The following is a 25026-nucleotide window of genomic DNA, read 5'->3' on the forward strand; positions in this document are numbered from 1 at the left end:
CTTCGATCAGGCCGAGGGTGGGACAGCGCCGCCCGCAGGGCGACGCGGCGGTGTGGGACGGATCGGCGGCGTCGGAGCGTCGCCGGAGTTCTGGTTCTTGGCCAGGCCGACCATCTCGCCGATGCCGGCGATGGTGCCGACCAGGGCGCCCATTTCCGCAGGAACGATGACGGTGCGCTGCTGCGGGCTGCGCGCCAGTTCGGCGAAGGCTTCGACATACTTCTGGGCGATGAAGTAGTTGATGGCGTTCACATCGCCGCGTGCAATGGCTTCGGACACCATGGCGGTGGCTTTCGCCTCCGCTTGAGCTTCGCGTTCGCGAGCCTCGGCGTCGCGGAAAGCGGCTTCCTTGCGGCCTTCGGCCTGAAGAATGGCGGCCTGTTTGGCGCCTTCGGCGCGCGCGATCGCGGCCTGCTTTTCGCCCTCTGCTTCCGTGATGATTGCGCGCTTTTCGCGCTCCGCCTTCATCTGGCGAGCCATGGCGTTCGTGATATCGACAGGTGGAGTAAGATCCTTGATCTCGATCCTGTTGACCTTGACGCCCCACGGTTCAGTCGCAGCGTCGATGACCGTCAGCAATCGCGTGTTGATCGAGTCCCGTTGGAAAAGGACCTCGTCCAGTTCCATCGAACCGACGACCGTTCGCAGGTTGGTCATGCAGAGCTGGGTGATTGCGTAAGGAAGATTCTCGACCCGGTAAGCGCCCGCCGAGGCGTTCATCACTTGAATGAACACGATCGCGTCGACCTTCACCATGGCGTTGTCCTTGGTGATGACCTCCTGCGTCGGGACATCCAGCACCTGCTCCATCATATTCATGCGACGGCCGACCCGCTCCACGAAAGGGGTCAGAAAGCCGATGCCGGGGCTCAGCGTCTTGGTGTATTTGCCGAAACGTTCGACCGTGAATTCACGCCCTTGCGGCACGATCTTGATCACGCTGATCAAGAGTACGATGGCGAGAAGCAACACTACGCCGGCGAATATGGTGGTAACGTCCATTCAGATCCTCCCTGAGGCGGTCAGCCTACGCGCTGGACGCGAGCGGCGCCATAGAAACCGGACGAGCTGATCGAGGCTAAGGTTCGCGCTTGGCCCGCCAGGCCGCCAGCCGGACGCTGACGTCGCGCTCGATGTCGCCGTAGAACAGGTTGTAGGGGACGATCTTGCGCCGATCCGCCCAGCTTCCGCCGGCGGTCAGAAAGTCCGCGTCGGGTGCGCTATGCCACAGCAGGCCGCCGCGACATTCGGTCGAAATCAGTCGCCCGGTCAGGGCTGGGCGCGCCCCCCACTCCAGCCCCGTCGCATTGGTCGCCCCGCTGTGCTGGCGAGCTTCGGCGCGCGGCTGTTGCGTCGCTCCGGTCACCGGGTTGACGCAGATCGGCGCGGTCGTCAGCCCGACCAGCTCGCCCCGGTCGTTCCATTCCAACGCCCGCCGCAGCTTGCGCCGCGCCGCCGGTTCGTCGCCGTCCTCGACCGAAGACCAGGCGACGATACAGCCTGTCTCGTCCGACGCGTCGCAGGGCGCGACCCTCTGCTGGAACATCTCGCGACTGACCAAGGTCTCGATCAGATAGGCCGCAACCAGCCGATCCTTGAGCTTCGGATCGGAGCGAAGCGCGTCGCGCACCAGTAGCGCGGACAATTCGCCGCCCTGCTCGACCCCGGCGATCACGATCGGACCGGTCTGGTGATTGCGTAGCCAAATCGCGAATGCCGCCTTCACATCCCCATAGGCGAAGGCCCGCGCCTCACGCGCATCGTCGCGCAGGGTCAGCCGCGTATAGAGGCTGGCCTGGCGATAAAGCGGCGCGCTGACCTTGCCTTCCCGAGCAAACGGCGAGGCATAGTTCGGCAGGACGACGCGACGAAGATAGGCGTTCGCCCGTGCATCATCGATGGGGCCGTTCCACTCCGCGCCGCCGTCGAAGGTGGTCGGCATGACGAAGAAGACCGACGCGCGGTCCGGCGCGCCTTCGTCCATCAACGCCCAGGACGACGCCGATCGATAATCCGGCGCGGGCGGCGGCTGATAGGTCTGGAACGGCACCTGGGGGTCTAACCCCGCCCGCAGGATATCTCCGCTCCAGACCGCCACGGCGGCGGTTAGGACGAAGACGGCGGCGAAGCCCGCATAGCCGACCCATTGCCTGAAGGTCAGCCGGCGCATCAGCGGTAGGGATCAAAGGTGGAGAGAAAGTCCTGCACGTAGCGTCGCACGCCCTCTTCCAGCGGCGTGGACTGGCCCTCGAACCCGGCGGCCCGAATCCGGTCCATCCGGGCTTCGGTGAAATACTGGTACCGGTCGCGAATGACCTCGGGCATGTCGATATATTCGATCGACGGCTCCTTGCCGGCGGCGGCGAAGGTGGCGCGCGCCAGATCGGCGAACGACCGCGCCTGACCGGAGCCGGCGTTGAAGATGCCGGACACTTCGGGCGATTGCAGCAGGAACTCGATGATATCGACCACGTCGTCGATATAGACGAAGTCGCGCAGCTGGCCGCCATCGGGATAGTTCGGATTGTGCGACCGGAACAGGCTGACCGCCTCGCCCGCCTCGACCTGGGGCCAGATCTGGGCCACGACCGACTTCATCCCGCCCTTGTGACCCTCGTTCGGCCCATAGACGTTGAAGAACTTCAGTCCGGCCCACTGGCGAGGCGCCTGGCCGCGATCCGCCTGGCGCACGGCATGCTGATCGAACAGCATTTTCGAATAGCCATAGGCGTTTAGCGGCCGAAGCTTCGACAGAGACTCCGCATCGTAGTCGTCGTTGAAGCCCGTCTCGCCGTCGCCGTAGGTCGCTGCTGACGAGGCATAGATCATCCGCGCGTCTCGGATCGTGCACCAGTCCCACAGGTCACGCGACAAGGTGAAGTTGGTGCGCAGGATCAGGTCGGCGTCCGGCTCGGTCGTCGAGGAGATAGCGCCCATATGCACCACGGCCTCGATCCGCTCGGCGTGACGCTCCAACTGTTCGAACAGTTCCTCGGGCGACCAGAAGTCGGCGATGGCATGTTTGGCTACGTTCTTCCACTTGGCCAGATCGGCCGTCTCCAGCCGGTCGCAGACCACGACGTCATAGGCCGTCTCGGCCGTCAGCCGCGCCACGATGTTCGAGCCGATGAAGCCGGCGCCGCCGGTGACGACGATCATGCGAGGCGTCATTGCTGGGGTCCTGTGGTCATCTTCTCGATCGTCCGAGTAGTCGAATATCCATCTTTGAAATCGGCCAGCCTGACCTCGCCGCCCCAGCTCTCGACCAGATCGCCGCCGACCACGCCCTCGCGGGTATAATCCGAGCCCTTGATCAGCACATCGGGTCTCAGCCGTTCGATCAAGGCGACCGGCGTGGGATCGTCGAAACTGGTCACGCGGTCAACGCTGGCCAGGCCACCGATGACGACCGCCCGGCTGTCCAGATCGTTGACCGGCCGGCCATCGCCTTTCAGCCGCTTGACCGAGGCGTCGGTGTTCAGCGCCACCACCAACCGGTCGCACCAGCTGCGCGCCTGGGCCAGATAGGCGACATGGCCCCGGTGCAGAATGTCGAAACATCCGTTGGTGAAGCCGACCTTCAGCCCCTGACGCCGCCAGGCCTCGACCTCGGCCGCCAGCTCGTCCAGCGGCGTCACCTTGGCGACGGCGGCCGTCGCATGTTGGCTCAGTTCGGCCTCGATCAGTTCGGCCGGCGTGACCACGGCCGTCCCGGCCTTCCCGACCACCACGCCCGAGGCCAGGATGGCGAACTCGACCGCGGTCTCCAGCGACGCCCCAGCGCCCAGGGCCAGGCCTATGGCGGCCAGACAGGTATCCCCGGCGCCCGAGACGTCGAACACCTCGCGGGCCCGTCCAGGGAAATGCTTCACAGATTCCCCGCGCCGAGCCAGGCTCATGCCCTTGCCCGCGCGCGTCACGATCACGGCCTTTGAGGTCGTGCCGGCCAGCAGCGCCTTCAGCGCCGTTTCGACCTCGGCGTCCGTCCCGACTGGGAGGCCCGTAGCGCCGGCCAGTTCCGAAGCGTTGGGCTTGATCACATCGACCGCCCCATAGCGGGCGAAGTCTCGTCCCTTGGGATCGACCACGACCGGCGCGCCTGACGCCTTCGCCGCAGCCAAGGCCGAACCGATCAGCGCGTCGCCGACCACGCCCTTGGCATAGTCAGACAAAAGATAGACGGAAGCACCCGTAAACGCGTTGGAATTATAGATAGAAACTGGTGCAGCTTCGTCGTCCAACCGCAACAACTGCTGCCCCGCCGAGACGAACCGCGTCTTGACGATGGTCGCAGCCCCTGCGGGACGGGCCAGGGCGTCCTCGATACGCGGCTCGGCGGCGATCAGAGCGGTCAGCTCAGCGCCCGCCGCATCATCCCCGACCACGGCGCCCAGACGGGCCACACCGCCCAAGGCCGCGATGTTGCGCGCCACATTGCCGACGCCGCCCGGCATGGCGACGGTGCGGGCGGCGCGCAGCACAGGGATCGGCGCCTCGGGCGAGATGCGGCTGACCTCGCCATAGACGTAGCGGTCCAGCATCAGATCGCCGACGCAGGCGATCTTCAGGCCGCGCACGCGCTCCAGCAGGCTTTGCAGGGCGCCCAGGTCCAGGGTGTCAGACATGGGTCCGACCTAGAGGATTCAGGCGGCCTGCGCCACCGGCGCCTTGGCCCCGATCTTGATGGCCAAGTCGTCGAAGGCGATCAGCTGCGCAGCCAGGGCCTCGAACTGGTCCAGCGGCACCATGTTGGGACCGTCTGACGGCGCATTGTCCGGGTCCGGGTGCGTCTCCACGAAGACGGCGTCCACCCCGACCGAGACGGCGGCGCGCGCCAGGACCGGCACGAACTCGCGCTGGCCGCCCGAGGACGTGCCCTGCCCGCCCGGCTGCTGGACGCTGTGGGTCGCGTCGAACACGACGGGGCAGCCTATCTCACGCAGAACCGGCAGCGCCCGCATGTCGCTGACCAGGGTATTGTAGCCGAAGCTGGCGCCCCGCTCGCAGGCCATGACGTTGGGATTGCCCGCCCCGACCACCTTGGCGATGACGTTCTTCATGTCCCAGGGGGCCAGGAACTGACCCTTCTTGATGTTGATCGCCTTGCCGGTCGCGGCAGCGGCCAGCAGCAGGTCGGTCTGGCGGCTGAGGAAGGCCGGAATCTGCAGCACATCGACAACCTCGCCCACCGGACCGCACTGGGCCTCAGAGTGGACGTCGGTCAGGGTAGGCAGGCCCGTCACCTCGCGAATCTCGGCGAAGATCGGCATGGCCTCCTTCAGGCCGATACCGCGCGCGGCGCTGGCGCTGGTTCGGTTCGCCTTGTCGAAACTGGTCTTGTAGATGATCCCGACGTTCAGCCGCTCGCCGATTTCCTTCAGCGCATGGGCCGTTTCCAGTGCGTGCTGACGGCTCTCCATCTGGCAGGGACCGGCGATGAAGGCGATTCTTGCACCGCCCCCGATGACGACAGGCGTCCGAAGACCTTCGGACAACGTAATGACAGCGTTGGGTCGGCTCACGGGGCGGCTCTTTCGAAGTTCGGGTGTTGTAGAGGCGGCGTTTGCCGCAGCTATTGGGCCATCAGGTGGCGCTCTGAACGGTTGAGCGCAAGTTATCACGGAGTTCGCCCGCGTGGCCACCAAGCCTGTCATCCTCTGGTTCCGCCGCGACCTGCGCCTGCACGACAACCCTGCCCTGAACCAGGCCGCCGAGACCGGACGGCCGATCCTTCCGGTCTTCATCCTGGATCAGAGCCCCGACCGACCCACTGGCGCGGCATCGCTGTGGTGGCTCGACAAGTCGCTGAGGGCGCTCGACGCGACGCTTCAGGCGCGGGGTTCGCGGTTGATTTTGCGCAGCGGCGATTCGCTGGTCCAGCTCCAGAGCCTGATCGACGAGACCGACGCCGACGTGGTCTTCATGAACCGGCTGTTCGAACCGCAGGCGTTCGAACGCGACGCCGAAATCGCCCATGCGCTGAAAGCCGACGCCATCGACTGCCGGGGCTTCAACGGTTCCCTGCTGTGCCGGCCTGGCGCCGTGCTGAACGGCACGGGCGGTCCCTACAAGGTCTTCACCCCATTCCTGAAGGCGCTTCTGGCCAAGTCGGAGCCGCCCGCTCACACGACCGGTCCGCGCGTAATCGACACGCCGTCCGCCGTCGAGAGCGAATCGATCGACGACTGGAAACTGCATCCCACAGGACCAGACTGGTCCAAAGGCTTCGACTGGACGGCGGGCGAAGACGGCGCCTCGGCCGCCCTGTCCGACTTCATCGCCCATGGGCTGAAGACCTACGCCGTCGGCCGCGACTATCCCGACCGTCCGGCCACTAGCCGCCTGTCGCCACACCTGCATTGGGGCGAGATCAGTCCGTGGCGCGCTGTCGAACGCGCGCGTGACGCGGCAGAGACCGGCAAGGTCTCAGCCACAGAGGCCGAGAAATTCGTCGCCGAGATCGGTTGGCGCGATTTCTCCGCCCACCTGCTCCACCATTTCCCGACCATGCCCGAGGGCGCCTTTCGGCCCGAGTATGACGCCATGCCCTGGCGTGACGATCCCGAGGGACTGGAAGCCTGGAAGCGCGGCCGCACCGGCTATCCCCTGGTCGATGCCGGGATGCGACAACTGTGGGCAACCGGCTGGATGCACAATCGCGTGCGGATGGTCGTCGCCTCTTTCCTGGTCAAACATCTGCTGGTCGACTGGCGCGAGGGAGAGGCCTGGTTCTGGGACACGCTGGTCGATGCCGATCTGGCCAGCAATGTGCAGAACTGGCAGTGGGTCGCCGGGTCCGGCGCCGACGCCTCGCCGTATTTCCGCATCTTCAATCCTATCGCCCAGGGCGAGAAGTTCGACGCCAAGGGCGGCTATGTCCGCCGCTGGGTTCCCGAACTGCGCGCCCTGCCCGACCGCTGGCTCCAGGCCCCCTGGACCGCTCCGGCCGAGGTGCTGCGCGACGCCGGCGTCAGGCTTGGCAAGGACTATCCCCACCCCATCTTGGATCATGGCCAAGCTCGCGCCCGCGCCCTCGACGCCCTCAAGACGGTGTCGGGACGCGGCGACGACACGACCGACCGTGATTGACGCGTAGAAAGGTTCATCATGAGTCTCGCCACGACCGACCTGGAGGCCGCCGCCGCCCGGACGCCCCGCGTCTTTGGGATGCTGCTCCGCCTGCTTGCCTCCAACTGGACCTTCGGGCGCCTGACGGTGCATCTGCCCAACGGCGAGGCCCATGTGCTGGAAGGCAGACAGCCCGGCCCCAGCGGCGTGATGCACGTCAAGGATTACGGCTTCGCGCGCCGCGTCCTGGCCGCCGGCGACATCGGGTTCGCCGAGGGCTATATGGCTGGCGAATGGGACAGCCCGCATCTGCCCGCCCTGCTGGAGACTCTGGTCGATAATTACGACCACATCCGCCGCCTGTTCGACGGCAACTGGCTGATGATGGCGGTCAACTGGTTGTCGCACCGCAGCAACCGCAACAGCCGCACAGGGTCGAAAAAGAACATCCACGCCCATTACGACCTGGGCAACGCCTTCTATCTGAACTGGCTGGACACCTCGATGACCTATTCGTCGGCGCGTTTCAGTCGCGAGGACGAGACGCTGGAAGCAGGCCAGCGCGAGAAATACGCCAGCCTGGCCCGTATGATGGACATTAAGCCCGGCATGTCGGTCTTGGAGATCGGCTGCGGGTGGGGCGGTTTCGCCGAGTTCGCCGCGCGCGAGATTGGCGCGAACGTCACCGGCATCACCATCTCCAAGGAGCAGCACGACTTCGCGCAACAACGGCTGTTCAATGCGGGTCTGGCGGACAAGGCGAGGATCGAGCTGGTCGATTATCGCGACGTCCAGGGCCAGTTCGACCGCGTCGCCTCCATCGAAATGTTCGAGGCGGTCGGCAAGGAATATTGGCCCGCCTATTTCGACAAGGTCCGCGATGTCCTCAAGCCGGGCGGTGTCGCGGGGCTGCAGATCATCACTATCCAGGATGTCCTGTTCGAGGAATACAACGCCCGCACCGACTTCATCCAAAAATATGTCTTCCCTGGCGGCATGCTGCCGTCGGAGGAGAGACTGGCGCCCGTAACTTCGGCGGCAGGCCTGTCATGGCAGGCCGTCGAGCGGTTCGGTCTCGACTATGCTTCCACTCTGAAACGCTGGGACGAGCGCTTTCAGGCAAGTTGGTCCGAAATCAGCAGGATTCCCGGTTTCGACGAGCGTTTCCGGCGGCTATGGCGCTTCTATCTCGCCTATTGCGAAGCCGGGTTCCGATCCGGCCGCACCGACGTCATCCAACTGGCCCTGTCCCGACCATGAGCTTTTTGATTTCCACCGAAGATCTCGCCATTCGTTTGGACGAGCCCGGCCTACGCATCGTGGATGGCAGTTGGCATCTGGACGGCCGGGACGCGCGTGCCGACTTTGAGCGGACCCACATTCCCGGCGCGGTTTTCTTTGATCTGGATGCCGTGTCCGACCGCGACAGCCCCCTGCCCCACATGATGCCGTCGCCGCAATCGTTCGCGGCCTCAGTCGGCGTTCTTGGAATCGGCAGCGACGACCGGATCGTCGTCTATGACACGGCCGGCCTGTTCTCGGCGGCCCGCGTCTGGTGGATGCTGAAGACGATGGGCGCCAAGCAGGTTCAAGTGCTGGACGGCGGCCTCCCGCGTTGGCTGGCGCAGGGCCGACCGGTGCAGACCGGCGGGTCGAAAGCCGTTACGACCAGCTTCGAGGCCGCAGATTCCGGTGAGGCAATCGCCTCGCTCGATGATGTCCGCGATGCCTTGGCCCAAGGGGTTCAGGTCGTCGATGCGCGTGGTGCCCCTCGGTTCAGCGGTCAGGCCGCCGAACCCCGCCCTGGCGTGCGCAGCGGTCATATGCCGGGCGCGCTCAACTTGCCCTACGGCCGCCTGCTGAACGAGAACGGCACGATGAAGCGCGGTGCGGCCTTGGCACAAGCCTTCGTCGAGGCTGGCGTGGACATAGACCGGCCCATCGTCACCACATGCGGCTCCGGCGTCACCGCCGCCATCCTGACCCTGGGCTTGGCAGAACTGGACCGACCGTCAAAACTATACGACGGTTCATGGTCCGAATGGGGCGCCCGCTCGGACACCCCGGTCGAAACCGGCTGAGGGTCAGACCGGCGACGCCACGGGAACGACATCGTCGGCTTCGAGGGCGTCGTCCTCTTCGCCACGCGAGACCACGGTCGCCAGCACCAGATCGCCGGTGACGTTCAGGGTCGTGCGGCACATGTCCAGGAAACGATCGACGCCCAGGATCAGGCCGATCCCCTCCGGCGGCACCTTCACCATCACCAGGATCATGGCCACCACCGGCAGCGATCCGGCCGGCACACCCGCCGTGCCGATCCCGCCCAGTATGCAGACCAGCATGACGATGACCTGCTGGGTGATGGTCAGATCGACGCCGAAGAATTGGGCCAGGAACAGAACCGTCACCCCCTCGAACAGGGCCGTGCCGTTCTGGTTGGCGGTGGCGCCGACCGTCAGCACGAAACGCGCGATCTTGCGCGGCAGCTTCAGCTCTTCCTCGGCTGCTTTCAGCGACACCGGCAGCGAGGCGTTGGACGAGGCGGTCGAGAAGGCCACCACCATCGGCTCACGCACGCCCTTGAAGAAGGCGATGGGCGAGCGCCCGCCCAGGATCCAGATCACCAGCGGATAGACCACGAACATATGGATCGCCATGGCGCCCACGGCGACACCCACATAGGCTGCCAGCCGCACCAGCAGATCCCATCCGAACAGAGCCGCCAGGTTGAACATCAGGCAGGCGATGGCGATGGGGGCCAGTTTGATGAAGAGGTTGATCAGCTTCATCGTGACTTCGAACATGCCCTCGATTACCTGCTGAAGTCGGTCGGTGGCGGGCGACTTGGCCATCACCAGGCCGATGCCGAAGAACAGGGCGAACACCATCACCGGCAGGATCTGGTTCTCGGCTGCGGCCGTGAAGACGTTCGACGGAATCAGCTCCAGGAAGAAGTCGCCAAGCTGGATGGTTTCGGGCGCCCCGCGCACGATGCCGGCCGCGCCATCGCGGCCCTGCTCCAGCAGCTGTTGCGCCAGCACGGGATCGACGCCCCGTCCGGGTTGGAACACGTTGACCATGACCAGGCCGATCACCACAGCGATGCTGGACACCAGTATGGTCAGCACCAGGGTCTTGATCCCCGCGCGTCCCAGCGAGCTGAGATCGCCCATCTCCGCCACCCCGACCACCAGGGCCGAGAACAGCAGGGGGATGACCATCATGAACAGCAGGCGCAGGAAGATCTGACCCAGCGGCCCTGTTACGTTGTCCGTCAACCAGACGACCCACCCCGTGTCGGCGCCCAGCGTCAGATTGACGAGGAGACCGCCGCCCAGACCCACGGCGAAACCGATCAGCATCAGCCAGTGCAGCGCGAGGCCGCCACGTTTCGTCTCGGTCATCTATCCCCCAAGGAAGCGATACAAGCGTCGGCGCTTATCGGATCGGCAGACCATAGATCAAGCCAGCCGGGCGCGCGTTCCATTGTGCGTTCAAACCGCGCGCCAGGTCGAGCGCCGATTGCGACCCCAGATTCCGCTCAAAAATCTCGCCGTAATTGCCGACCGCCCCGACGGCGTCCCTGGCCCAGGTCTTGGACAAGCCCAGCATGGGTCCGAACTCGCCCTCGACGCCCAGCAAACGGCGCACGCGCGGGTCAGTCGCAGTCTTCGCCTGCGACTCGACATTGACCTCCGTGACCCCCAGCTCCTCGGCCAACATCAGGGCATTCAGGGTCCATCGCACCGTCGAAGCCCATCGTTCGTCGCCCGCCTTGACGACCGGTCCCAGCGGCTCCTTGGACACCACATCCGACAGGATCACATGTTCGTTGGGGTTGGTTAGAATGGTCCGCGCGGCGGCCAGGGCGGAGATGTCGGCGCTGAAGGCGTCGCAGTCTTCGCGGCCATAGGCGTCGCGCGCCGCCTCTTCGGTTTCGAAGATGACAGGCCGATATTCCACGCCGCGCGAGCGGAAATAATCGGCGGCGTTGGCTTGCGAGGTGGAGCCGGACTGCACGCACACCCGCGCCCCGTTCAGCTCGGTCGCGCTGTTCAGGTTCAGCGCGCGCCGAACTAGGAAGCCCTGGCCGTCATAATAGTTGATCCCGGCGAAGACGAACCCCTCGCCGGCATCTCGGCTCATGGTCCAGGACGAGTTGCGCCACAGCACGTCAATCCGGCCGTCGTTCAGCGCCGCGAACCGATCCGACGCCGACAAGGGCACGAACCGCACGGCATTGGCATCGCCCAGCACGGCTGCCGCCGTGGCGCGACAGAAGTCCACGTCGAATCCCCGCCACTGACCGCGATTGTCCGTATAGGCGAACCCGACCAGTCCCTGATGGACGCCGCAGTTCAGGCGTCCCCGCCGCTTGATCGCCGCCAGGGTCTGGCTTTCGGGGACGGCGCTTGGCGTGGTCGTGGTCGACGCAACAACTGTCTTCTCAGGCGTCGGATCGGCGTCCTGCCGCCCGCACGCGGCCGTCAGCAGCACCGCCGCCATCGCTCCGATCATCCAGCACCGCATCGCGTTCCAATCCCTCGCCGCTTGCGCCCCGCTGGCTTTAGAGGCCTTTAGGCCCCGATCCGCAACCCTTCCGCAACCCATCGGAAAAGCCATGTCGACGCATTCGGACCGCACCCGCCTGATCGCCGCCGCCACACGTCGGGGGCAAGGGCGGCGCGGCGTGAACCCGCCCATCGAACGCGCCTCGACCATGCTCAGCGACACGGCCGGCGTGATGCGCGACGAGACGGACGGCCCGACCTATGGGCTCAGCGGAACCAGCACCGCCCGTGATCTTCGCCGCGCTCTGGCCGATCTGGAGGGCGCCAGGGACGCCTTTTTGGTCCCCTCCGGTCTGGCGGCCGTCACCGTGCCGCTGCTGGCCCTGCTACGGCCGGGTGACGAGGTGATCACCACGGACGCCGTCTATGGACCGACGCGCCGCTTTCTCAGCCGCTATCAGGCCGCGCGCGGCGTCACGACCCGGTTCCTGCCCGCCGACGCAGACGCGTCCACCATCGTCGCCGCCTTGGGCGACCGCACGCGACTGGTGCTGATGGAGTCGCCGTCGTCCCTGACGTTCGAAATGGTCGATGTCGCCGCCGTGGCCCAGGCCTGCCGCGCGCGCGGCGTCCTGACGGTGGTCGACAATACCTGGGCCGCTGGCCTGGCTTATCGCCCGCTGGCCAACGACGTGGATGTCAGCATCCAGGCCGTCACCAAATACGTCGGCGGACACTCGGACGTGCTGATGGGCAGTATCGCCTCGAACGACCCCGCCTGCCTGCGCGCCATCGGCGACACCATCGAGGATCTCGGCTGGCACGTCTCGCCCGACGACGCCTGGCTGGCCCTGCGCGGTTTGCGGACCCTGCCACTGCGCTACGCGGAACAGGCAAGGTCGGGCCTCATCGTCGCGGAATGGCTTCAAGCCCGGCCCGAGGTTTCTCGCGTCCTCTACCCACCCCTGCCCGGCTCGATGGGCCACGACCTGTGGCGGCGGGATTTCACCGGCGCGGCGTCCCTGATGGGCGTGGTCATGAAGGGCGGCGACAAGGCAGCGGGCGAAGCCTTCCTGAACGCCCTCGGCCTGTTCGGTCTCGGCTATTCCTGGGGCGGGTTCGAAAGCCTGATCACCCACGAGACCCATCAGATGCCCTATCGCGACCATCCGCCCGTGCTGGAGGGCGAACTGATCCGCATCCATGTCGGACTGGAAGACCCCGCCGACCTGATCGTCGATCTGGAACGGGGCCTCGCCGCCTTCACCGCCGCACTCACGGTTCCTTAAGCGACGCAAAGGACTGTGCGCCCGTGCGCGAACCGCCCGTTCAGATTCAGGATGATTCGCCGCCGCTGTGGGAACAGTGGGCGGCCGGTTTCGTCGTCTTCATGCTGACAGGCGCCCTGATCGCCCCCGTGATCGCGCCGACCCAGGTCGAGACGCCGATCCTGCGGTTCATCTGGTTGCCGGTCTATGCAGTCATCGCGGGCCTGATCGTCTTTCGGTTCGATAAGGTCATTCGCGCCTGGCCCGCCTGGCTGATGATGTTCGGCCTGGTCGCCCTGTGTTTCGTGTCGAAATACTGGTCGATCGACCCCGGCGTGACCGAGCGCCGCGTGATCGCCATGGCCATCAACAGCGCCTTCGCCATCTATCTGGGCGCCCGATTCCGCGACGACGCCCTGTCTCGCGTCCTGATGTACACCTGTCTGGTGATGGCTGTCGGCAGCCTTCTCATGGTGTTCGGCTATCCCAAGGTGGGCGTGCACCAGTTCGACAACGCCGGCCTTTGGCGCGGTCTCTGGTACGAGAAGAACCAGATGGGGCTGGTCATGGTGATCGGCGCCGTTTCGGCCGCCGCGACCCTGGCCGCTGATCATATCGCCGGACGCAGCAACCGTTTCTGGGTGTGCCTGCTGACGCTGGGCCTGACCACGCTCTTGGTGCTCGCCACCCAATCCAAGACATCGCTCCTTTGCTGGGGCCTGGGCCTTGGCATGGTCGGCGGCTGGTGGACGCTGAAACAGGGCGGCGCCGTGATCACGGTCGCCGGAATCTGGCTGGGCGTCATCACGGCGGCGGCGGCCACCTGGCTGTGGAACTCCGATTCCGCCGCCATCCTGGAAGCCCTCGGCAAGGATCCGTCCCTGACTGGGCGCACCCTGATCTGGGAAGCCTTGATGCGTAAGGTCGCCGAGCGTCCTTGGACCGGCTACGGCTTCAGCGCCTTCTGGGGCGTGGACTCCATTCCCGCTCGCGAAATCCGCATCGAGACCCAATGGCCCGTGCCGTCGGCCCACAACGGCTGGATCGACCTGCTGGTCCAGTTGGGCTGGCCCGGCGCCGTGGCGGTCGGCGCCGTCATGGCGATCTCGGCGATCCTGATCGTCGCGCGGCTGAACGGCCAAGGCGCGCGCGAAGGCTATTGGAGCATCGCCTATCTCACCGTCTTCACGGCGCTGAGCCTGTCGGAGAGCGTCCTGCTGACCCACGCCAACTTGCCTTGGATCCTGATGCTGGCGATCATGGCGCGCGCCGTGACCTTCGATCCGGCCCCTGTTCGCGCGCCGCTTGCTCGACCGGCCTCACGGGCCTACCAGACCCGCTCCCGAATCGCCTCAGACTATGTGAATGGCCGCCGACCTCTTCGCTTTTGATGACGAACCCGAAGCTCGCAAACCCGAGCCTCCCAAACCCGTGGCCGTGAAACCGCCCGAGGCGCCGCCCGCGCCTGCGCCATCCCCTGCCCCGACCGCAGCCGCTGCGCCGACGGCCGGCAGCGCCAACGCCTATTCGGCCTCCTCCATCGAGGTGCTGGAGGGGCTGGAGCCCGTCCGCAAACGCCCCGGCATGTATATCGGCGGCACCGACGAGCGCGCCCTGCACCACCTGTTCGCCGAAGTCCTGGACAACGCCATGGACGAGGCGGTGGCCAAACACGCCAAGCTGATCACCGTGGATCTGGACGCCGAGGGCTATCTGTCGGTGCGTGACGACGGCCGCGGCATCCCGGTCGATCCGCACCCCAAACACCCCGGCAAGTCGGCGCTGGAAGTTGTCATGACCGTCCTACACTCAGGCGGCAAGTTCTCGGGCAAAGCCTATGAAACTTCAGGTGGTTTGCACGGCGTCGGCGTCTCGGTCGTCAACGCCCTGAGCGAAAACGTCGAGGTCACCGTCTGGCGCGACGGCTTCGAATGGAAACAGGCCTTCAGCCGCGGCGCCGTCTTGGCCCCGATTCAGCAGATCGGCCCGTCCAAGAAGCGCGGCACCCTGATCCGCTTCAAACCCGACGACGAGATCTTTGGCATGGGCGCGGCCTTCAAGCCCGCCCGTCTGTTCCGCATGGCCCGCTCCAAGGCCTATCTGTTCCGCGGCGTGGAAATCCGGTGGACATGCGCGCCGGAGCGGATCACCGACGCCACCCCGACCCAGGCCAGCCTGCACTTCCCCGGCGGTCTCGCCGACGCCCTGGTGGACCGGATCGGCGAACTGGACACTGTCACCCCCACCTTCGCCGGCCGCGCCGAGCGCCAGGGCGAGGCGGGCGCCTTCGAATGGGCCGTCACCTGGTCGCCGATCGGCTTTGGCGAATCCGACGGTTTCATCCAATCCTACTGCAACACCGTCTCCACCCCCGACGGCGGCACCCACGAGGCCGGCTTCCGCGCCGCCCTGGTCAAGGGTCTGAAATCCTACGGCGAACTGACCAATGAGAAGCGCGCCGCCATCATCACGGCCGAAGACGTCATCGCCAACGCCGGCGCCCTGATCAGCGTCTTCATTCGCAATCCCGAGTTCCAGGGCCAGACCAAGGACCGCCTGTCCTCGCCGGAGGGCACACGCATCGTAGAGCAGCTGCTCCGCGACCCGCTGGATCACTGGCTGACCGAGAGCCCCAAACAGGCCAACGCCCTGCTCGGCTTCGTCGTGGATCGCGCCGAGGATCGTCTGCGCCGTCGCAAGGACAAGGAGGTCCAGCGCGCCGCCGCCACACGCAAGCTGCGCCTGCCGGGCAAGCTGTCCGACTGCAGCCGTCAGTCAGCTCAGGGCACCGAACTCTTCATCGTCGAAGGCGATTCGGCCGGCGGCTCGGCCAAACAGGCGCGCGACCGCACGACCCAGGCTATCCTGCCCCTGCGCGGCAAGATCCTGAACGTCGCCTCGGCCACAGCGGACAAGCTGCGCCAGAACGTCGAACTGTCCGATCTGGCGCTCGCCATGGGCGTCCAGCCGGGCAATCGTTTCAACATCGACGACCTGCGATACGAGCGGATCGTCATCATGACCGACGCCGACGTGGACGGCGCTCACATCGCGGCCCTGCTGATCACCTTCTTCTACCGCGTCATGCCCGAGACCATCCGCCAAGGCAGGGTCTTCATGGCCCTGCCGCCGCTGTACCGGATTTCGGCTGGCCCCTTGAGCGAATACGCTCGCGACGACGCCCACCGCGACGAACTGATGGCCACAATCTTCAAGGGCAAGAAGACCGAGATCGGCCGCTTCAAGGGCCTGGGCGAAATGATGGCCTCCCAGCTCAAGGAGACCACCATGGATCCCAGGAAGCGGACCCTGGCCCGGATCACCGTGCCGGACGCCGAGACCGACATCGAGGACCTGGTCGAACGCCTGATGGGCAAGCGCGCCGACGCCCGTTTCCAGTTCATTCAGGAAAACGCGCAGTTCGTGAAAGAAGAACTCGACGTCTGAGGCCCTCGCGGCCCTTCCACCGAACGACGCCGCCTGACAAAAGGGGGCATGCAGACGCCCGCCCCCTCCTCCGCCGTGCTCGACGAACTGAAGGCCGCGCTGGGGCCGGGCGGCTGGACCCAGGATCCCGACGTCATCGCGCCGTCGCTGACCGAATGGCGCAACCGCTGGACCGGCAATACGCCGATCCTGCTGACCCCGCGTTCGGTGGAGGAAACGGCGAAGGCCGTGACGATCTGCGCGCGCGAAGGCGTCGCCATCACGCCTCATGGCGGAGGCACGGGCCTGGTCGGCGGCCAGATTCCCTTCGGCGAAGTCCTGCTGTCCACCCGCAAGATGCGAGCCGTCCGCGACGTGACCCCGCTGGACGACGCCATGACGGTCGAGGCCGGCCTGACCCTGTTGGAAGCCCAGCAGGCGGCGACGGCGGCGGGCCGCTATTTTCCGCTCAGCCTTGCGGCCGAAGGATCGGCCACCATCGGCGGCGTCATATCGACCAACGCCGGCGGCACCCAGGTGCTCCGCTACGGCATGATGCGCGATCTGGTCCTGGGCCTTGAGGCTGTCCTGCCCAACGGCGAAATCTTCCGTGGCCTGAAGCGTCTGCGCAAGGACAACACCGGCTACGACCTGAAACAGCTGCTGATCGGCGCCGAGGGCACCTTGGGCGTCGTCACCGCCGCCACCCTGAAACTGTTTCCGATCATGCGTTCGCGCGCCGTCGCGATCGTGGGTCTGGAGACGGCCGCCGCCTCGGTCGAGCTTTTGGCCCGCGCCAAGGCCGAGACCGGCGGCGGGGTCGAGGCCTTCGAGCTGATGAAGCGTCTGGGCACGGAGTTGGTGCTCAAGAACATCCCCGACACACGCGAGCCGCTGGACTCGACGCCCGACTGGTATGTTCTCATCGAGATCGCTTCAGGCACGCCCGGCGGCGCCGAGGCCCAGATGGAGGCCCTGCTGGAAGTCGCCTTCGAGCAAGGCCTGATCACCGACGCGGCTATCGCCCAGAACGACACCCAGCGCGCCGCCTTCTGGCGCCTGCGTGAGGAGCATTCGGCGGCGCTGAAGCCCGAAGGCGGCGGCTGGAAACACGATGTTTCCGTCCCCATCAGCCGCATCGCCGAATTCATCGACGAGGCTTCCGCCGCCGTCGAACGCTTCCACCCCGGCGCCCGCATCTCGGTCTTCGGCCACGTCGGCGACGGCAACCTACATTACGACATCCTGCCGGGCGTCGGTCAGGACATCCCCGCCTTCATCGGTCGCTGGAAGGAAGGCTCGCAAGTCGTTCACGACGTTGTGGGATCCTACGACGGTTCGATCTCGGCCGAGCACGGCCTGGGCAGGCTCAAGACCGAAGAGGTCAAACGCTACAAATCCCCCGTTGAGATCGAAACCATGGCCGCGATCCGCCGCGCCATCGACCCCAAACGGATCATGAACCCGGCCGTTCTGTTCTGACCTAGATTCGTCTGGTCATGTTGGCCGCAAGGGCCGCCTTCAGGTGATCGGCGCGCGCTTGAGAGAGCTGCCCCTGCATGCCCCGCGCCGTCGGCGCGAGATGTGCGCCAGGCGTCTTTCCTGCGTCGAAGACGAAGGCGTCGAACATGCTGCGCCACGCCTCACGTTGTTCAGGCGGCAAATCCCGAACCCCCAGCATGGCGTGGATCAGCGCTTCCATCGGTCGAAGCTGAGCCGGAGCCGTGTTCCACCAATAGTTCACCAGCATGGCGAAACTGTCGAACGACTGGACGTGGTGCCACCACATATAGGGAATGTAGAGCGCGTCGCCGGGCTCAAGATCAGCAGTTTCGGCTTCAGCCCAGGCCTGATGGAAGTTTGGAAATCGCTCGTGATCCGGTGCGTCCAGCCTGACCATGCTGGTCAGCGGGCCGGCCAGTGTCCGCTCAAAAGGGCCAAGATACAGATTGGCGGTTTGGCTTGGCGGAAAGAAGGTGAAGCGCCGTCGTCCAGCCACTGCACAGGCGACATTGTCGTTCATGTCGTGATGCGTCTGGACGACGGCGGCGTTGCCGATCCACAGACGCGCCACGGCCGCATGTACCGGCACAGGCGGAGGATTGGCGGCGCTGAAACCGGGAGCCGCGGCCGATTCGGCCAAGGACTGGGCGGCCATAGACGGCGGTCGCTCCGTTCCTTCCAAATCCAGAAGCCGCTGAAACAGCGTCGTCAGCGGCATCGGCAGGGTTTCGAAATTCGTCCCCGTCAGCGTCTCGTCGTAGAAGAACAGCCCCGCCTGATCGTATGGCGTGCTGAGCACAGGCGCCGGCTGCGGGCCGGTAAACGGCGCAAGATAGTCAGCCAATGCCCTTCCGCCCGCCTTGCCCGCCTTTACTGCGGGCCAATGATCAACCACGCCTCGCATGATCGTAGGCCGGCCCGCAGGCCGTATCTCGCGTTCGAAGATGTCCGCGTCGACATCGTGGAACTCGCGGGTCCGTCGCTCGGGCAAGGGGATTGTCATCGGTCGAGGTTAATCCGTTTTCTGCATGGTCGCGAGACAAAGCAGCACGGTTCAAATCCATGCTGAAGCGGCCTATGTGAGCGGCGCTGCAACGGAGCCACCAAATTGCTGATCGTTCTCTCTCCCGCCAAACGGCTCGACTTCACCGAGGCCGATCCGGCGATTCCTGGCACGGAACGTCGCTTCATTGAGGATACCGCCAGCCTGGCGACGACGGCGCGGCGTCAGACAAAGGCCGATCTTCGCCGCCTGATGGGGATTTCTGACGACTTGGCGACGCTGAACGTCGCCCGCTTCAAGGCCTTCGATTCCGAATCGACCAATGGCGTCCAGGCCGCCTTCGCCTTCGCAGGCGATGTTTACGAGGGACTGAAAGCGCGCGAACTCGACGCCAAGGCGCTCGCCTATGCCCAGGATCATCTGCGCATCCTGTCGGGCTTCTACGGCCTGCTGCGTCCGCTGGACCGGATTCAACCCTATCGTCTGGAGATGGGCACGCGGCTGAAGACCCGGCGCGGGTCCAGCCTCTACGACTTCTGGGGCGAGCGGATTTCCAAACAACTGAACGCAGACGCTGAAGGTCAGACCGATCCGACCTTGGTGAACCTCGCCAGCCAGGAATATTTTGGCGCCGTGGACGCCAAGGCGCTGAAGCTGCCGATCGTCACGCCGCAGTTTCGCGAGGAGAAGAATGGCGAGAGCCGCATCATCTCCTTCTTCGCCAAGAAGGCGCGCGGCGCCATGGCGCGCTTCGCCATCGACGAACGTGTGGAACGTGTTGCCGACCTGAAGGCTTTCGACCGCGACGGCTACGCTTTCGATAAGGCCGCCTCGACCGACAATGAGTGGATATTCATCAGATCGGGAAATTCTTGATCCCGACCGCATCCTGCCGCTAATCTCTCGCTGACGAACCAAGGGGCAGACCCATGTCGCAACAGCCTAATGCATCCTCGGGAGTTGACGGCGAGACGCCGAAGCTCCGCAGTATCGGCGATCTGACGGGTCAGGTCTCGGTCATCACCGGATCGACCTCGGGCATCGGCCTTGCCTTGGCGCGGGCTGTAGCGGCGGGCGGTGGCGATGTGGTCCTGAACGGCTTGGGCGATCCCGCTGAGATAGAGCACACGCGCGCCGAGCTGGAAGCCTCGTCCGGGGCTCGGGTTCGCTACCATCACGCCGACATGACGCGCGGCGAAGAGATCGCAGACATGGTCGCCTTCGCCCACAGCGAGCTCGGCCGTCTGGATATTCTGGTCAACAACGCCGGCATCCAACACGTCGAATCGGTCGAGAAATTCCCCACCGACCAGTGGGAGAAGATCATCGCCATCAACCTGTCCTCGGCCTTCTACGCCACCCGCGCCGCGATCCCGATCATGAAGGCGCAAGGGCGTGGCCGGATTGTCAACATGGCCTCGGCCCACGGCCTGGTTGCCAGCCCGTTCAAGTCCGCCTATGTCGCGGCCAAGCACGGCGTCATCGGCTTCACCAAGACGGTGGCGCTGGAACTGGCGCGGGACAACATCACCTGCAACGCCATCTGCCCCGGCTTCGTCGAGACGCCGATCGTGACCAAACAGATCGCAGACCAGGCTCGCACCCGCAACATGACCGAGGAGCAGGTGCTGACCGACGTCATCCTGGCGGCCCAGCCGACCAAGCGATTCGTGACGACCGACGAACTGACCGGGATCTTCCTCTATCTGGTCAGCGATCTCGGCGCCTCGGCGAATGGCGCCAGCTTCTCCATCGACGGCGGCTGGACCGCTCAATAAATCTTGAATCGGGGCGGGCATGGCGATCTTCAAACGCAAGACCGCCCAACCGGCGGAAGGTCTTCCCGCTCCCACGGGCCGTCGCCCCGTCTGCCTCGCGCTTCAGGGCGGCGGCGCGCACGGCGCCTTTCAATGGGGCGTGCTGGATCGACTGCTGGAAGACGACCGACTGGATGTCCGTGCGGTGTCCGGCGTGTCGGCCGGCGCCATGAACGGCGCGGCGCTGGTCTCCGGCCTCGCGACTGGCGACGCCCGTGCGGCGCTGGACAAGCTGTGGCGCGAGGTGAACCAGTCCGGTGGCCGAAACGTCTTTGGCGACAGCGCGATGTGGAACGCCGCCCAACCGCCCGACTGGATCAAGGACAACCCCTTCTGGCGCGCCGGCGAGACGCTGGCGATGTCCATGAGCCCCTATGAATTCAACCCGCTGAACCACAATCCTCTGAAACGGGTGCTGAAGGCGGCGGTCGATTTCGGTGCGGTCCAGGCTTCGGACATCAAACTGTTTGTCGCCGCCACAGCCGTTCGTCAGGGCCGGACGCGCCTCTTCGAGACGGGCGAGATCAACGCTGATGTCCTGATGGCCTCCGCCTGCCTGCCCCACCTGTTCCAGGCGGTCGAGATCGACGGAGAGCCCTATTGGGACGGCGGCTATCTGACCAATCCGCCGCTCTGGCCCCTGACCGGCGAAGACACGCCAGACGATGTGCTGCTGGTGACGCTGAACCCGCTGGCCCGCAATGAGACGCCTCGCAGCGCCGGGGACATCGTGGATCGGCTGAACGAGATCGTCTTCAACGCACCCCTGGTCGCCGAACTTCGCGCCATCGCCCTGGCCGGCGAGATGATCGCGCACGGTCAGCTCAAGGGCGGGGGCTCGGGACCCTATCGGCATGTTCGACTACACGCCATCGAGGCGGACGGCTGGCTGTCGGACCTGTCGCTGCGGTCAAAGTTCAATACCGAATGGAGCTTCCTCAACGACCTGAAGGCGCGCGGCCGGGCCGCCGCTGACGACTGGCTTCAGACCTGTCTGCCGAGCGTCGGCCATCAGTCCAGCGTCGACCTCCAGGCCCGGTTCGGTTAGCCGACGAAGCCTGCGGCCCGTCTCAGCCGATCATTGATCGCCTCGCCCAATCCCGTCATCGGGATCGGCGAAACGGCGATCCCGACAGGATGCGTCCGATCAGCCTCACGCAACAGCCGAAACAGGTTTGCCGCCGCTTCTCGAAGGTCGCCAGACGGACTCAGGCTCCAGCGCGGATCGCCGACACCGGCGCCAAATCCCAGCAGGATTTCGCCGCTCTTCGCCTCATGCGCCTCTATCCTGACCGGGGCGTCCGGCGCGTAATGCAGAGCCAACCGGCCGGGCGAGCGATGCCCCTCCCCGCTGTCCGCCAACGGACCGACGAGAACCTCGATCTCTGACCGGGTGACAGCGCCCGGCCGCAGCAGGGCGACACGTCCGCCCAGAACCGACACGACCGTGCTCTCCAGCCCGACTTGGCAATGGCCGCCATCGACCGCGGCGGCGACCGCGAAGCCGGTTTCGTCCACCGCATCGGCGAACGTCGTCGGGCTGGGCCGTCCCGAGCGATTGGCCGACGGCGCCACGACGGGGCCGCCGAACGCCGCCAACACCGCTCTCGCCATCGGATGGGCCGGCACGCGGATCGCTACGCTGTCCAACCCGGCGCGGGCCAGATCGCAGACCCGTGTGGCGTCCCGAACAGGCGTGACGAGCGTCAATGGACCGGGCCAGAAAGCCTCGGCCAGGGCGCGAGCGGCCGGACCGAATTCTCCGATGGCCGCCGCTGCATCCGCATCGACAACGTGGGAAATCAGCGGATTGAACCTCGGCCGTCCTTTGGCCGCGAAGATGGCCGCAACCGCCTGGGCGTTGCCCGCATCGGCGCCCAGCCCATAGACGGTCTCGGTCGGTAGCAGGATCAGATCGCCGTTCGCCAGCGCCTGCGCCGTCTGAGCCGGGGTCTCGCTCACGGTCGACGGGGGATGATCGGGATCATCCGGTGCAGCACATTATCACGGTCTATGAACTGATGCTTCAGCGCCGCCAGAACATGCAGGGCGATCAGGACATAAAGGCCCTTCACCGCCAGCCCATGCAGCCCCATCAGACTGCGTGCCGCATCGCGTCCGCCACCGATGGGCAGAAGAGGCCAAGAGAACAGGCCGAACCATTCGATCGCACGCCCGCCGGCGGAAGACGCCAGCCAGCCGGTCAGCGGAATGACGATCAGCGCCAGATAAAACAGCACATGGCTGATCCGCGCGGCGATCCGCTGCCAGCGCGGCAAACCCGATGGCAAGGGAATGGCCGGATGGGCCATACGCCATCCGGTCCGCGCCAGGGTCAGCGTCAGGATCGTCAGGCCCAGCGACTTGTGCAGCATCACGAACTGGCCTGAGATCGGCCCGTCGGTATTTTCATGCGCCGTGATCAACAGCACCTGGACCAATACGGCCAGAGCGATGCCCCAGTGCAGCAGCAGGGAAACGGTCGAATATCGATTTCGGGGTTCGCCCATCTCTTCCCTTCCGTGACGGCACTAGGTCACCTTGCACTTAGATGGGGCGCGTCGCCAAGACGCTTGCAGCGACCGCCCCCGACGCGGCACTTAGGCCGCAAAGACGATTGAGGAAACCCATGACCTACCGCGCCCCCGTTCGAGACCTGGCCTTCACCCTGGAGGCCGTGGCCGGCATGGCCGATGTGGCGGCGACCGGCGCCTTTCCCGACTATGACGCCGATGTCGCCTCGGCGGTGTTGGAGGCGGCGGGCCAGTTCTCCGAAGAAGTGTTGGCGCCCCTGAACCGTATCGGCGACCAGAAGGGTTCGACCTACGCCAATGGCTCGGTCACCGCCGCGCCGGGCTTCGCAGAAGCCTATCGCCAGTTTGCGGCGGGCGGCTGGACCGGCCTGTCCGCCTCGACCGAGGCCGGCGGTCAGGCCCTGCCCAAGGCGCTTGAACTCGCGGCTTATGAGACCGTCCATGCCGCCAACATGGCGTTCGGCCTGTGTCCCATGCTGTCCTTGGCCTCCATCGAGGCGCTGGAGCAGGTCGGAACGGAAGAGCAGAAGACCAAATATCTGACCAAACTGGTCAGCGGCGAATGGACCGGGGCCATGGTGCTGACCGAGCCCGGCGCAGGCTCCGATCTGGGCTCTCTGATCACCACGGCGACGCCGAACGGCGATGGCACCTACGCCCTGAACGGCCAGAAAATCTACATCACCTGGGGCGATCACGACGCTACCGACAATATCGTGCATCTGGTGCTGGCCCGCCTGCCTGACGCCCCAAAGGGACCCAAGGGCATCAGCCTGTTCCTGACGCCCAAGTTCGCGGTCAACGACGACGGCACGCTGGGCGACCGCAACGCCTTCCGCCCGGTCGGGGTCGAGCACAAGCTGGGCATCCACGCCTCGCCCACCTGCGTCATGAGCTATGAGGGCGCCACCGCCGAACTGGTGGGGCAGCCGAACCAGGGTCTGGCCCATATGTTCGTGATGATGAACGCCGCGCGCCTGGCCGTCGGCGTCGAGGGTGTCGGCATCGCCGAACGGGCCTATCAGCACGCCCTCGCCTATGCGCTGGACCGTCGCCAGGGCCGTTCGGTCTGGACGAGCGAGGCCAATGCCCCGATCTTCGACCATCCCGACGTGCGCCGGATGTTGAGCGTGATGAAGGCCAAGATTTCGGCCGCGCGCGCCATCTGCCTGTCCACCGGCGTCGCCGCCGATCTAGCGAAACACGCCGCGACCGAAGAGGAGCGTCGTCGCTGGAAGGGCCGCGAGGACCTGTTCACGCCTATCGCCAAGGCCTGGTCCACCGATGTCGGCTGCGAGGTCGCCTCAATGGGGGTCCAGGTCCACGGCGGTATGGGCTTCATCGAGGAAACTGGCGCCGCCCAATACTATCGCGACGCGCGCATCGCCCCGATCTACGAAGGCACCAACGGCATCCAGGCGATGGACCTGGTCGGACGCAAGCTGTCGATGGACGGCGGCGAATCGGCCCGTGCGCTGATCGCAGACATGAAGACCACCTTGGTTGATCTGGACGGTCTCTACAGCGGCAAGCCAGTCGAACGGTTCGCAACGGCCATCGAGGCTGTCGAGGACGCGACCTTGTGGCTGCTGGATCAGAAGGCCGATCCGAACGCAGCGGCCGACGTGCTGGCGGCGGCGGACGCCTATCTGAAACTGCTGGGCGATGTCGTCGGCGGCTGGATGCTGGCCAAGGGCGCGCTGGCGGCGAAGACGAAACTGGACGCACAGGACGGCGATCCGGCCTGGCTGCAAGGCAAGCTGGACCTCTACGAAGTCTATGCAGCCAATGTGCTTGGGCACGTCTCCAGCCGTCTGGCGGCCGTGGGTCAGGGCGGCGAACTGTTGCAGCGGATGACGATCGAAGCTCTTGCCGGTTAAAGGCAGCGGCGTT

21 protein-coding genes are annotated in these 25026 nt (G+C 65.7%); 11 read left to right on the plus strand and 10 right to left on the minus strand.

Features of this window, described 5'->3' with window-relative positions; genetic code table 11:
- Window positions 1–6: 6 nt before the first annotated feature.
- From AC3ISA_RS15310 to kdsA, 5 genes are all read right to left on the minus strand, one after another.
- Window positions 7–1002, minus strand: a complete 996-nt coding sequence (locus tag AC3ISA_RS15310) for an SPFH domain-containing protein (RefSeq protein WP_489178554.1) — start codon at window positions 1000–1002, stop codon at window positions 7–9.
- Between the two features lie 76 nt (window positions 1003–1078).
- Window positions 1079–2170 carry a DUF3089 domain-containing protein gene (locus AC3ISA_RS15315; protein ID WP_489178555.1) on the minus strand — a complete coding sequence of 364 codons (1092 nt, stop codon included), beginning with the start codon at window positions 2168–2170 and terminating at the stop codon, window positions 1079–1081.
- Window positions 2170–3171, minus strand: coding sequence for an ADP-glyceromanno-heptose 6-epimerase (gene rfaD, locus AC3ISA_RS15320; RefSeq protein ID WP_489178556.1), 1002 nt, complete (start codon window positions 3169–3171; stop codon window positions 2170–2172). Before rfaD ends, AC3ISA_RS15315 begins: the two co-directional genes overlap by 1 nt.
- On the minus strand, window positions 3168–4625 hold the full coding sequence (gene rfaE2 / locus AC3ISA_RS15325) for a D-glycero-beta-D-manno-heptose 1-phosphate adenylyltransferase (RefSeq protein ID WP_489178557.1): 1458 nt from the start codon (window positions 4623–4625) through the stop codon (window positions 3168–3170). The genes rfaD and rfaE2 overlap by 4 nt, the downstream gene beginning before the upstream one ends.
- Window positions 4626–4643: 18 nt before the next feature.
- Complete coding sequence (gene kdsA, locus AC3ISA_RS15330) at window positions 4644–5522, minus strand: 3-deoxy-8-phosphooctulonate synthase (protein ID WP_372693739.1); 879 nt, start codon at window positions 5520–5522, stop codon at window positions 4644–4646.
- A gap of 112 nt (window positions 5523–5634) precedes the next feature.
- Between kdsA and AC3ISA_RS15335 the strand changes: the two genes are divergently transcribed.
- Genes AC3ISA_RS15335 through sseA form a run of 3 tightly spaced genes read left to right on the plus strand, consistent with a single transcriptional unit; the run spans window position 5635 to window position 9149 of the window.
- Complete coding sequence (locus AC3ISA_RS15335) at window positions 5635–7089, plus strand: cryptochrome/photolyase family protein (RefSeq protein WP_489178558.1); 1455 nt, start codon at window positions 5635–5637, stop codon at window positions 7087–7089.
- Window positions 7090–7107: 18 nt separating this feature from the next.
- Complete coding sequence (locus tag AC3ISA_RS15340) at window positions 7108–8328, plus strand: class I SAM-dependent methyltransferase (protein ID WP_489178559.1); 1221 nt, start codon at window positions 7108–7110, stop codon at window positions 8326–8328.
- Window positions 8325–9149 carry a 3-mercaptopyruvate sulfurtransferase gene (gene sseA / locus AC3ISA_RS15345; RefSeq protein WP_489178560.1) on the plus strand — a complete coding sequence of 275 codons (825 nt, stop codon included), beginning with the start codon at window positions 8325–8327 and terminating at the stop codon, window positions 9147–9149. Before AC3ISA_RS15340 ends, sseA begins: the two co-directional genes overlap by 4 nt.
- A 3-nt stretch (window positions 9150–9152) precedes the next feature.
- Here the strand turns inward: sseA and AC3ISA_RS15350 are convergent, their stop codons facing one another.
- On the minus strand, window positions 9153–10475 hold the full coding sequence (locus tag AC3ISA_RS15350) for a dicarboxylate/amino acid:cation symporter (RefSeq protein WP_489178561.1): 1323 nt from the start codon (window positions 10473–10475) through the stop codon (window positions 9153–9155).
- 34 nt (window positions 10476–10509) lie between these two features.
- Window positions 10510–11589 (minus strand): amino acid ABC transporter substrate-binding protein, encoded by a 1080-nt coding sequence (locus AC3ISA_RS15355; RefSeq protein ID WP_489178562.1) that lies wholly within the window; start codon window positions 11587–11589, stop codon window positions 10510–10512.
- Window positions 11590–11692: 103 nt separating this feature from the next.
- On the opposite strand from AC3ISA_RS15355, the gene metC reads away from it, so the two are divergent.
- From metC to AC3ISA_RS15375, 4 genes are read left to right on the plus strand one after another with little or no spacing between them, the layout of a single operon-like run.
- Entirely contained in the window at window positions 11693–12871 is a 1179-nt protein-coding gene (metC, locus tag AC3ISA_RS15360) for a cystathionine beta-lyase (protein ID WP_489178563.1), read from the plus strand.
- Between the two features lie 23 nt (window positions 12872–12894).
- Window positions 12895–14241 (plus strand): O-antigen ligase family protein, encoded by a 1347-nt coding sequence (locus tag AC3ISA_RS15365; protein ID WP_489178564.1) that lies wholly within the window; start codon window positions 12895–12897, stop codon window positions 14239–14241.
- Window positions 14216–16297 (plus strand): DNA topoisomerase IV subunit B, encoded by a 2082-nt coding sequence (locus tag AC3ISA_RS15370; RefSeq protein ID WP_489178565.1) that lies wholly within the window; start codon window positions 14216–14218, stop codon window positions 16295–16297. Before AC3ISA_RS15365 ends, AC3ISA_RS15370 begins: the two co-directional genes overlap by 26 nt.
- Window positions 16298–16345: 48 nt before the next feature.
- Window positions 16346–17758 carry an FAD-binding oxidoreductase gene (locus AC3ISA_RS15375; protein ID WP_489178566.1) on the plus strand — a complete coding sequence of 471 codons (1413 nt, stop codon included), beginning with the start codon at window positions 16346–16348 and terminating at the stop codon, window positions 17756–17758.
- 1 nt (window position 17759) lies between these two features.
- On the opposite strand, the gene AC3ISA_RS15380 is transcribed toward AC3ISA_RS15375, so the two are convergent.
- Window positions 17760–18782 carry a cupin-like domain-containing protein gene (locus AC3ISA_RS15380; RefSeq protein WP_372693759.1) on the minus strand — a complete coding sequence of 341 codons (1023 nt, stop codon included), beginning with the start codon at window positions 18780–18782 and terminating at the stop codon, window positions 17760–17762.
- A 105-nt stretch (window positions 18783–18887) separates the two neighbouring features.
- Here AC3ISA_RS15380 and yaaA point away from each other — a divergent pair, with 105 nt between their 5' ends.
- From yaaA to AC3ISA_RS15395, 3 genes are read left to right on the plus strand one after another with little or no spacing between them, the layout of a single operon-like run.
- On the plus strand, window positions 18888–19658 hold the full coding sequence (yaaA, locus tag AC3ISA_RS15385) for a peroxide stress protein YaaA (protein WP_489178567.1): 771 nt from the start codon (window positions 18888–18890) through the stop codon (window positions 19656–19658).
- Window positions 19659–19711: 53 nt separating this feature from the next.
- Entirely contained in the window at window positions 19712–20560 is an 849-nt protein-coding gene (locus tag AC3ISA_RS15390; RefSeq protein WP_489178568.1) for a 3-hydroxybutyrate dehydrogenase, read from the plus strand.
- A 19-nt stretch (window positions 20561–20579) separates the two neighbouring features.
- Window positions 20580–21647 carry a patatin-like phospholipase family protein gene (locus AC3ISA_RS15395; RefSeq protein WP_372693764.1) on the plus strand — a complete coding sequence of 356 codons (1068 nt, stop codon included), beginning with the start codon at window positions 20580–20582 and terminating at the stop codon, window positions 21645–21647.
- On the opposite strand, the gene AC3ISA_RS15400 is transcribed toward AC3ISA_RS15395, so the two are convergent.
- A complete protein-coding gene (locus tag AC3ISA_RS15400; RefSeq protein WP_372693766.1) occupies window positions 21644–22561 on the minus strand; it encodes an L-threonylcarbamoyladenylate synthase in 918 nt (305 codons plus the stop codon). The genes AC3ISA_RS15395 and AC3ISA_RS15400 overlap by 4 nt on opposite strands.
- Window positions 22558–23109 (minus strand): cytochrome b, encoded by a 552-nt coding sequence (locus AC3ISA_RS15405; RefSeq protein ID WP_489178569.1) that lies wholly within the window; start codon window positions 23107–23109, stop codon window positions 22558–22560. The genes AC3ISA_RS15400 and AC3ISA_RS15405 overlap by 4 nt, the downstream gene beginning before the upstream one ends.
- Window positions 23110–23228: 119 nt before the next feature.
- Between AC3ISA_RS15405 and AC3ISA_RS15410 the strand changes: the two genes are divergently transcribed.
- Window positions 23229–25013, plus strand: a complete 1785-nt coding sequence (locus AC3ISA_RS15410; protein WP_489178570.1) for an acyl-CoA dehydrogenase — start codon at window positions 23229–23231, stop codon at window positions 25011–25013.
- Window positions 25014–25026: the final 13 nt, after the last annotated feature.

The organism is Brevundimonas sp. KH_058 (assembly GCF_057838505.1).

Coding starts and splice junctions, on each gene's coding strand:
- AC3ISA_RS15310 (WP_489178554.1), bottom strand. CDS start 1,002: ATGGACGTTACCACCATATTCGCCGGCGTAGTGTTGCTTCTCGCCATC.
- AC3ISA_RS15315 (WP_489178555.1), bottom strand. CDS start 2,170: ATGCGCCGGCTGACCTTCAGGCAATGGGTCGGCTATGCGGGCTTCGCC.
- rfaD (WP_489178556.1), bottom strand. CDS start 3,171: ATGACGCCTCGCATGATCGTCGTCACCGGCGGCGCCGGCTTCATCGGC.
- rfaE2 (WP_489178557.1), bottom strand. CDS start 4,625: ATGTCTGACACCCTGGACCTGGGCGCCCTGCAAAGCCTGCTGGAGCGC.
- AC3ISA_RS15340 (WP_489178559.1), top strand. CDS start 7,108: ATGAGTCTCGCCACGACCGACCTGGAGGCCGCCGCCGCCCGGACGCCC.
- sseA (WP_489178560.1), top strand. CDS start 8,325: ATGAGCTTTTTGATTTCCACCGAAGATCTCGCCATTCGTTTGGACGAG.
- AC3ISA_RS15350 (WP_489178561.1), bottom strand. CDS start 10,475: ATGACCGAGACGAAACGTGGCGGCCTCGCGCTGCACTGGCTGATGCTG.
- AC3ISA_RS15355 (WP_489178562.1), bottom strand. CDS start 11,589: ATGATCGGAGCGATGGCGGCGGTGCTGCTGACGGCCGCGTGCGGGCGG.
- metC (WP_489178563.1), top strand. CDS start 11,693: ATGTCGACGCATTCGGACCGCACCCGCCTGATCGCCGCCGCCACACGT.
- AC3ISA_RS15370 (WP_489178565.1), top strand. CDS start 14,216: ATGGCCGCCGACCTCTTCGCTTTTGATGACGAACCCGAAGCTCGCAAA.
- AC3ISA_RS15375 (WP_489178566.1), top strand. CDS start 16,346: ATGCAGACGCCCGCCCCCTCCTCCGCCGTGCTCGACGAACTGAAGGCC.
- AC3ISA_RS15380 (WP_372693759.1), bottom strand. CDS start 18,782: ATGACAATCCCCTTGCCCGAGCGACGGACCCGCGAGTTCCACGATGTC.
- AC3ISA_RS15390 (WP_489178568.1), top strand. CDS start 19,712: ATGTCGCAACAGCCTAATGCATCCTCGGGAGTTGACGGCGAGACGCCG.
- AC3ISA_RS15395 (WP_372693764.1), top strand. CDS start 20,580: ATGGCGATCTTCAAACGCAAGACCGCCCAACCGGCGGAAGGTCTTCCC.
- AC3ISA_RS15405 (WP_489178569.1), bottom strand. CDS start 23,109: ATGGGCGAACCCCGAAATCGATATTCGACCGTTTCCCTGCTGCTGCAC.
- AC3ISA_RS15410 (WP_489178570.1), top strand. CDS start 23,229: ATGACCTACCGCGCCCCCGTTCGAGACCTGGCCTTCACCCTGGAGGCC.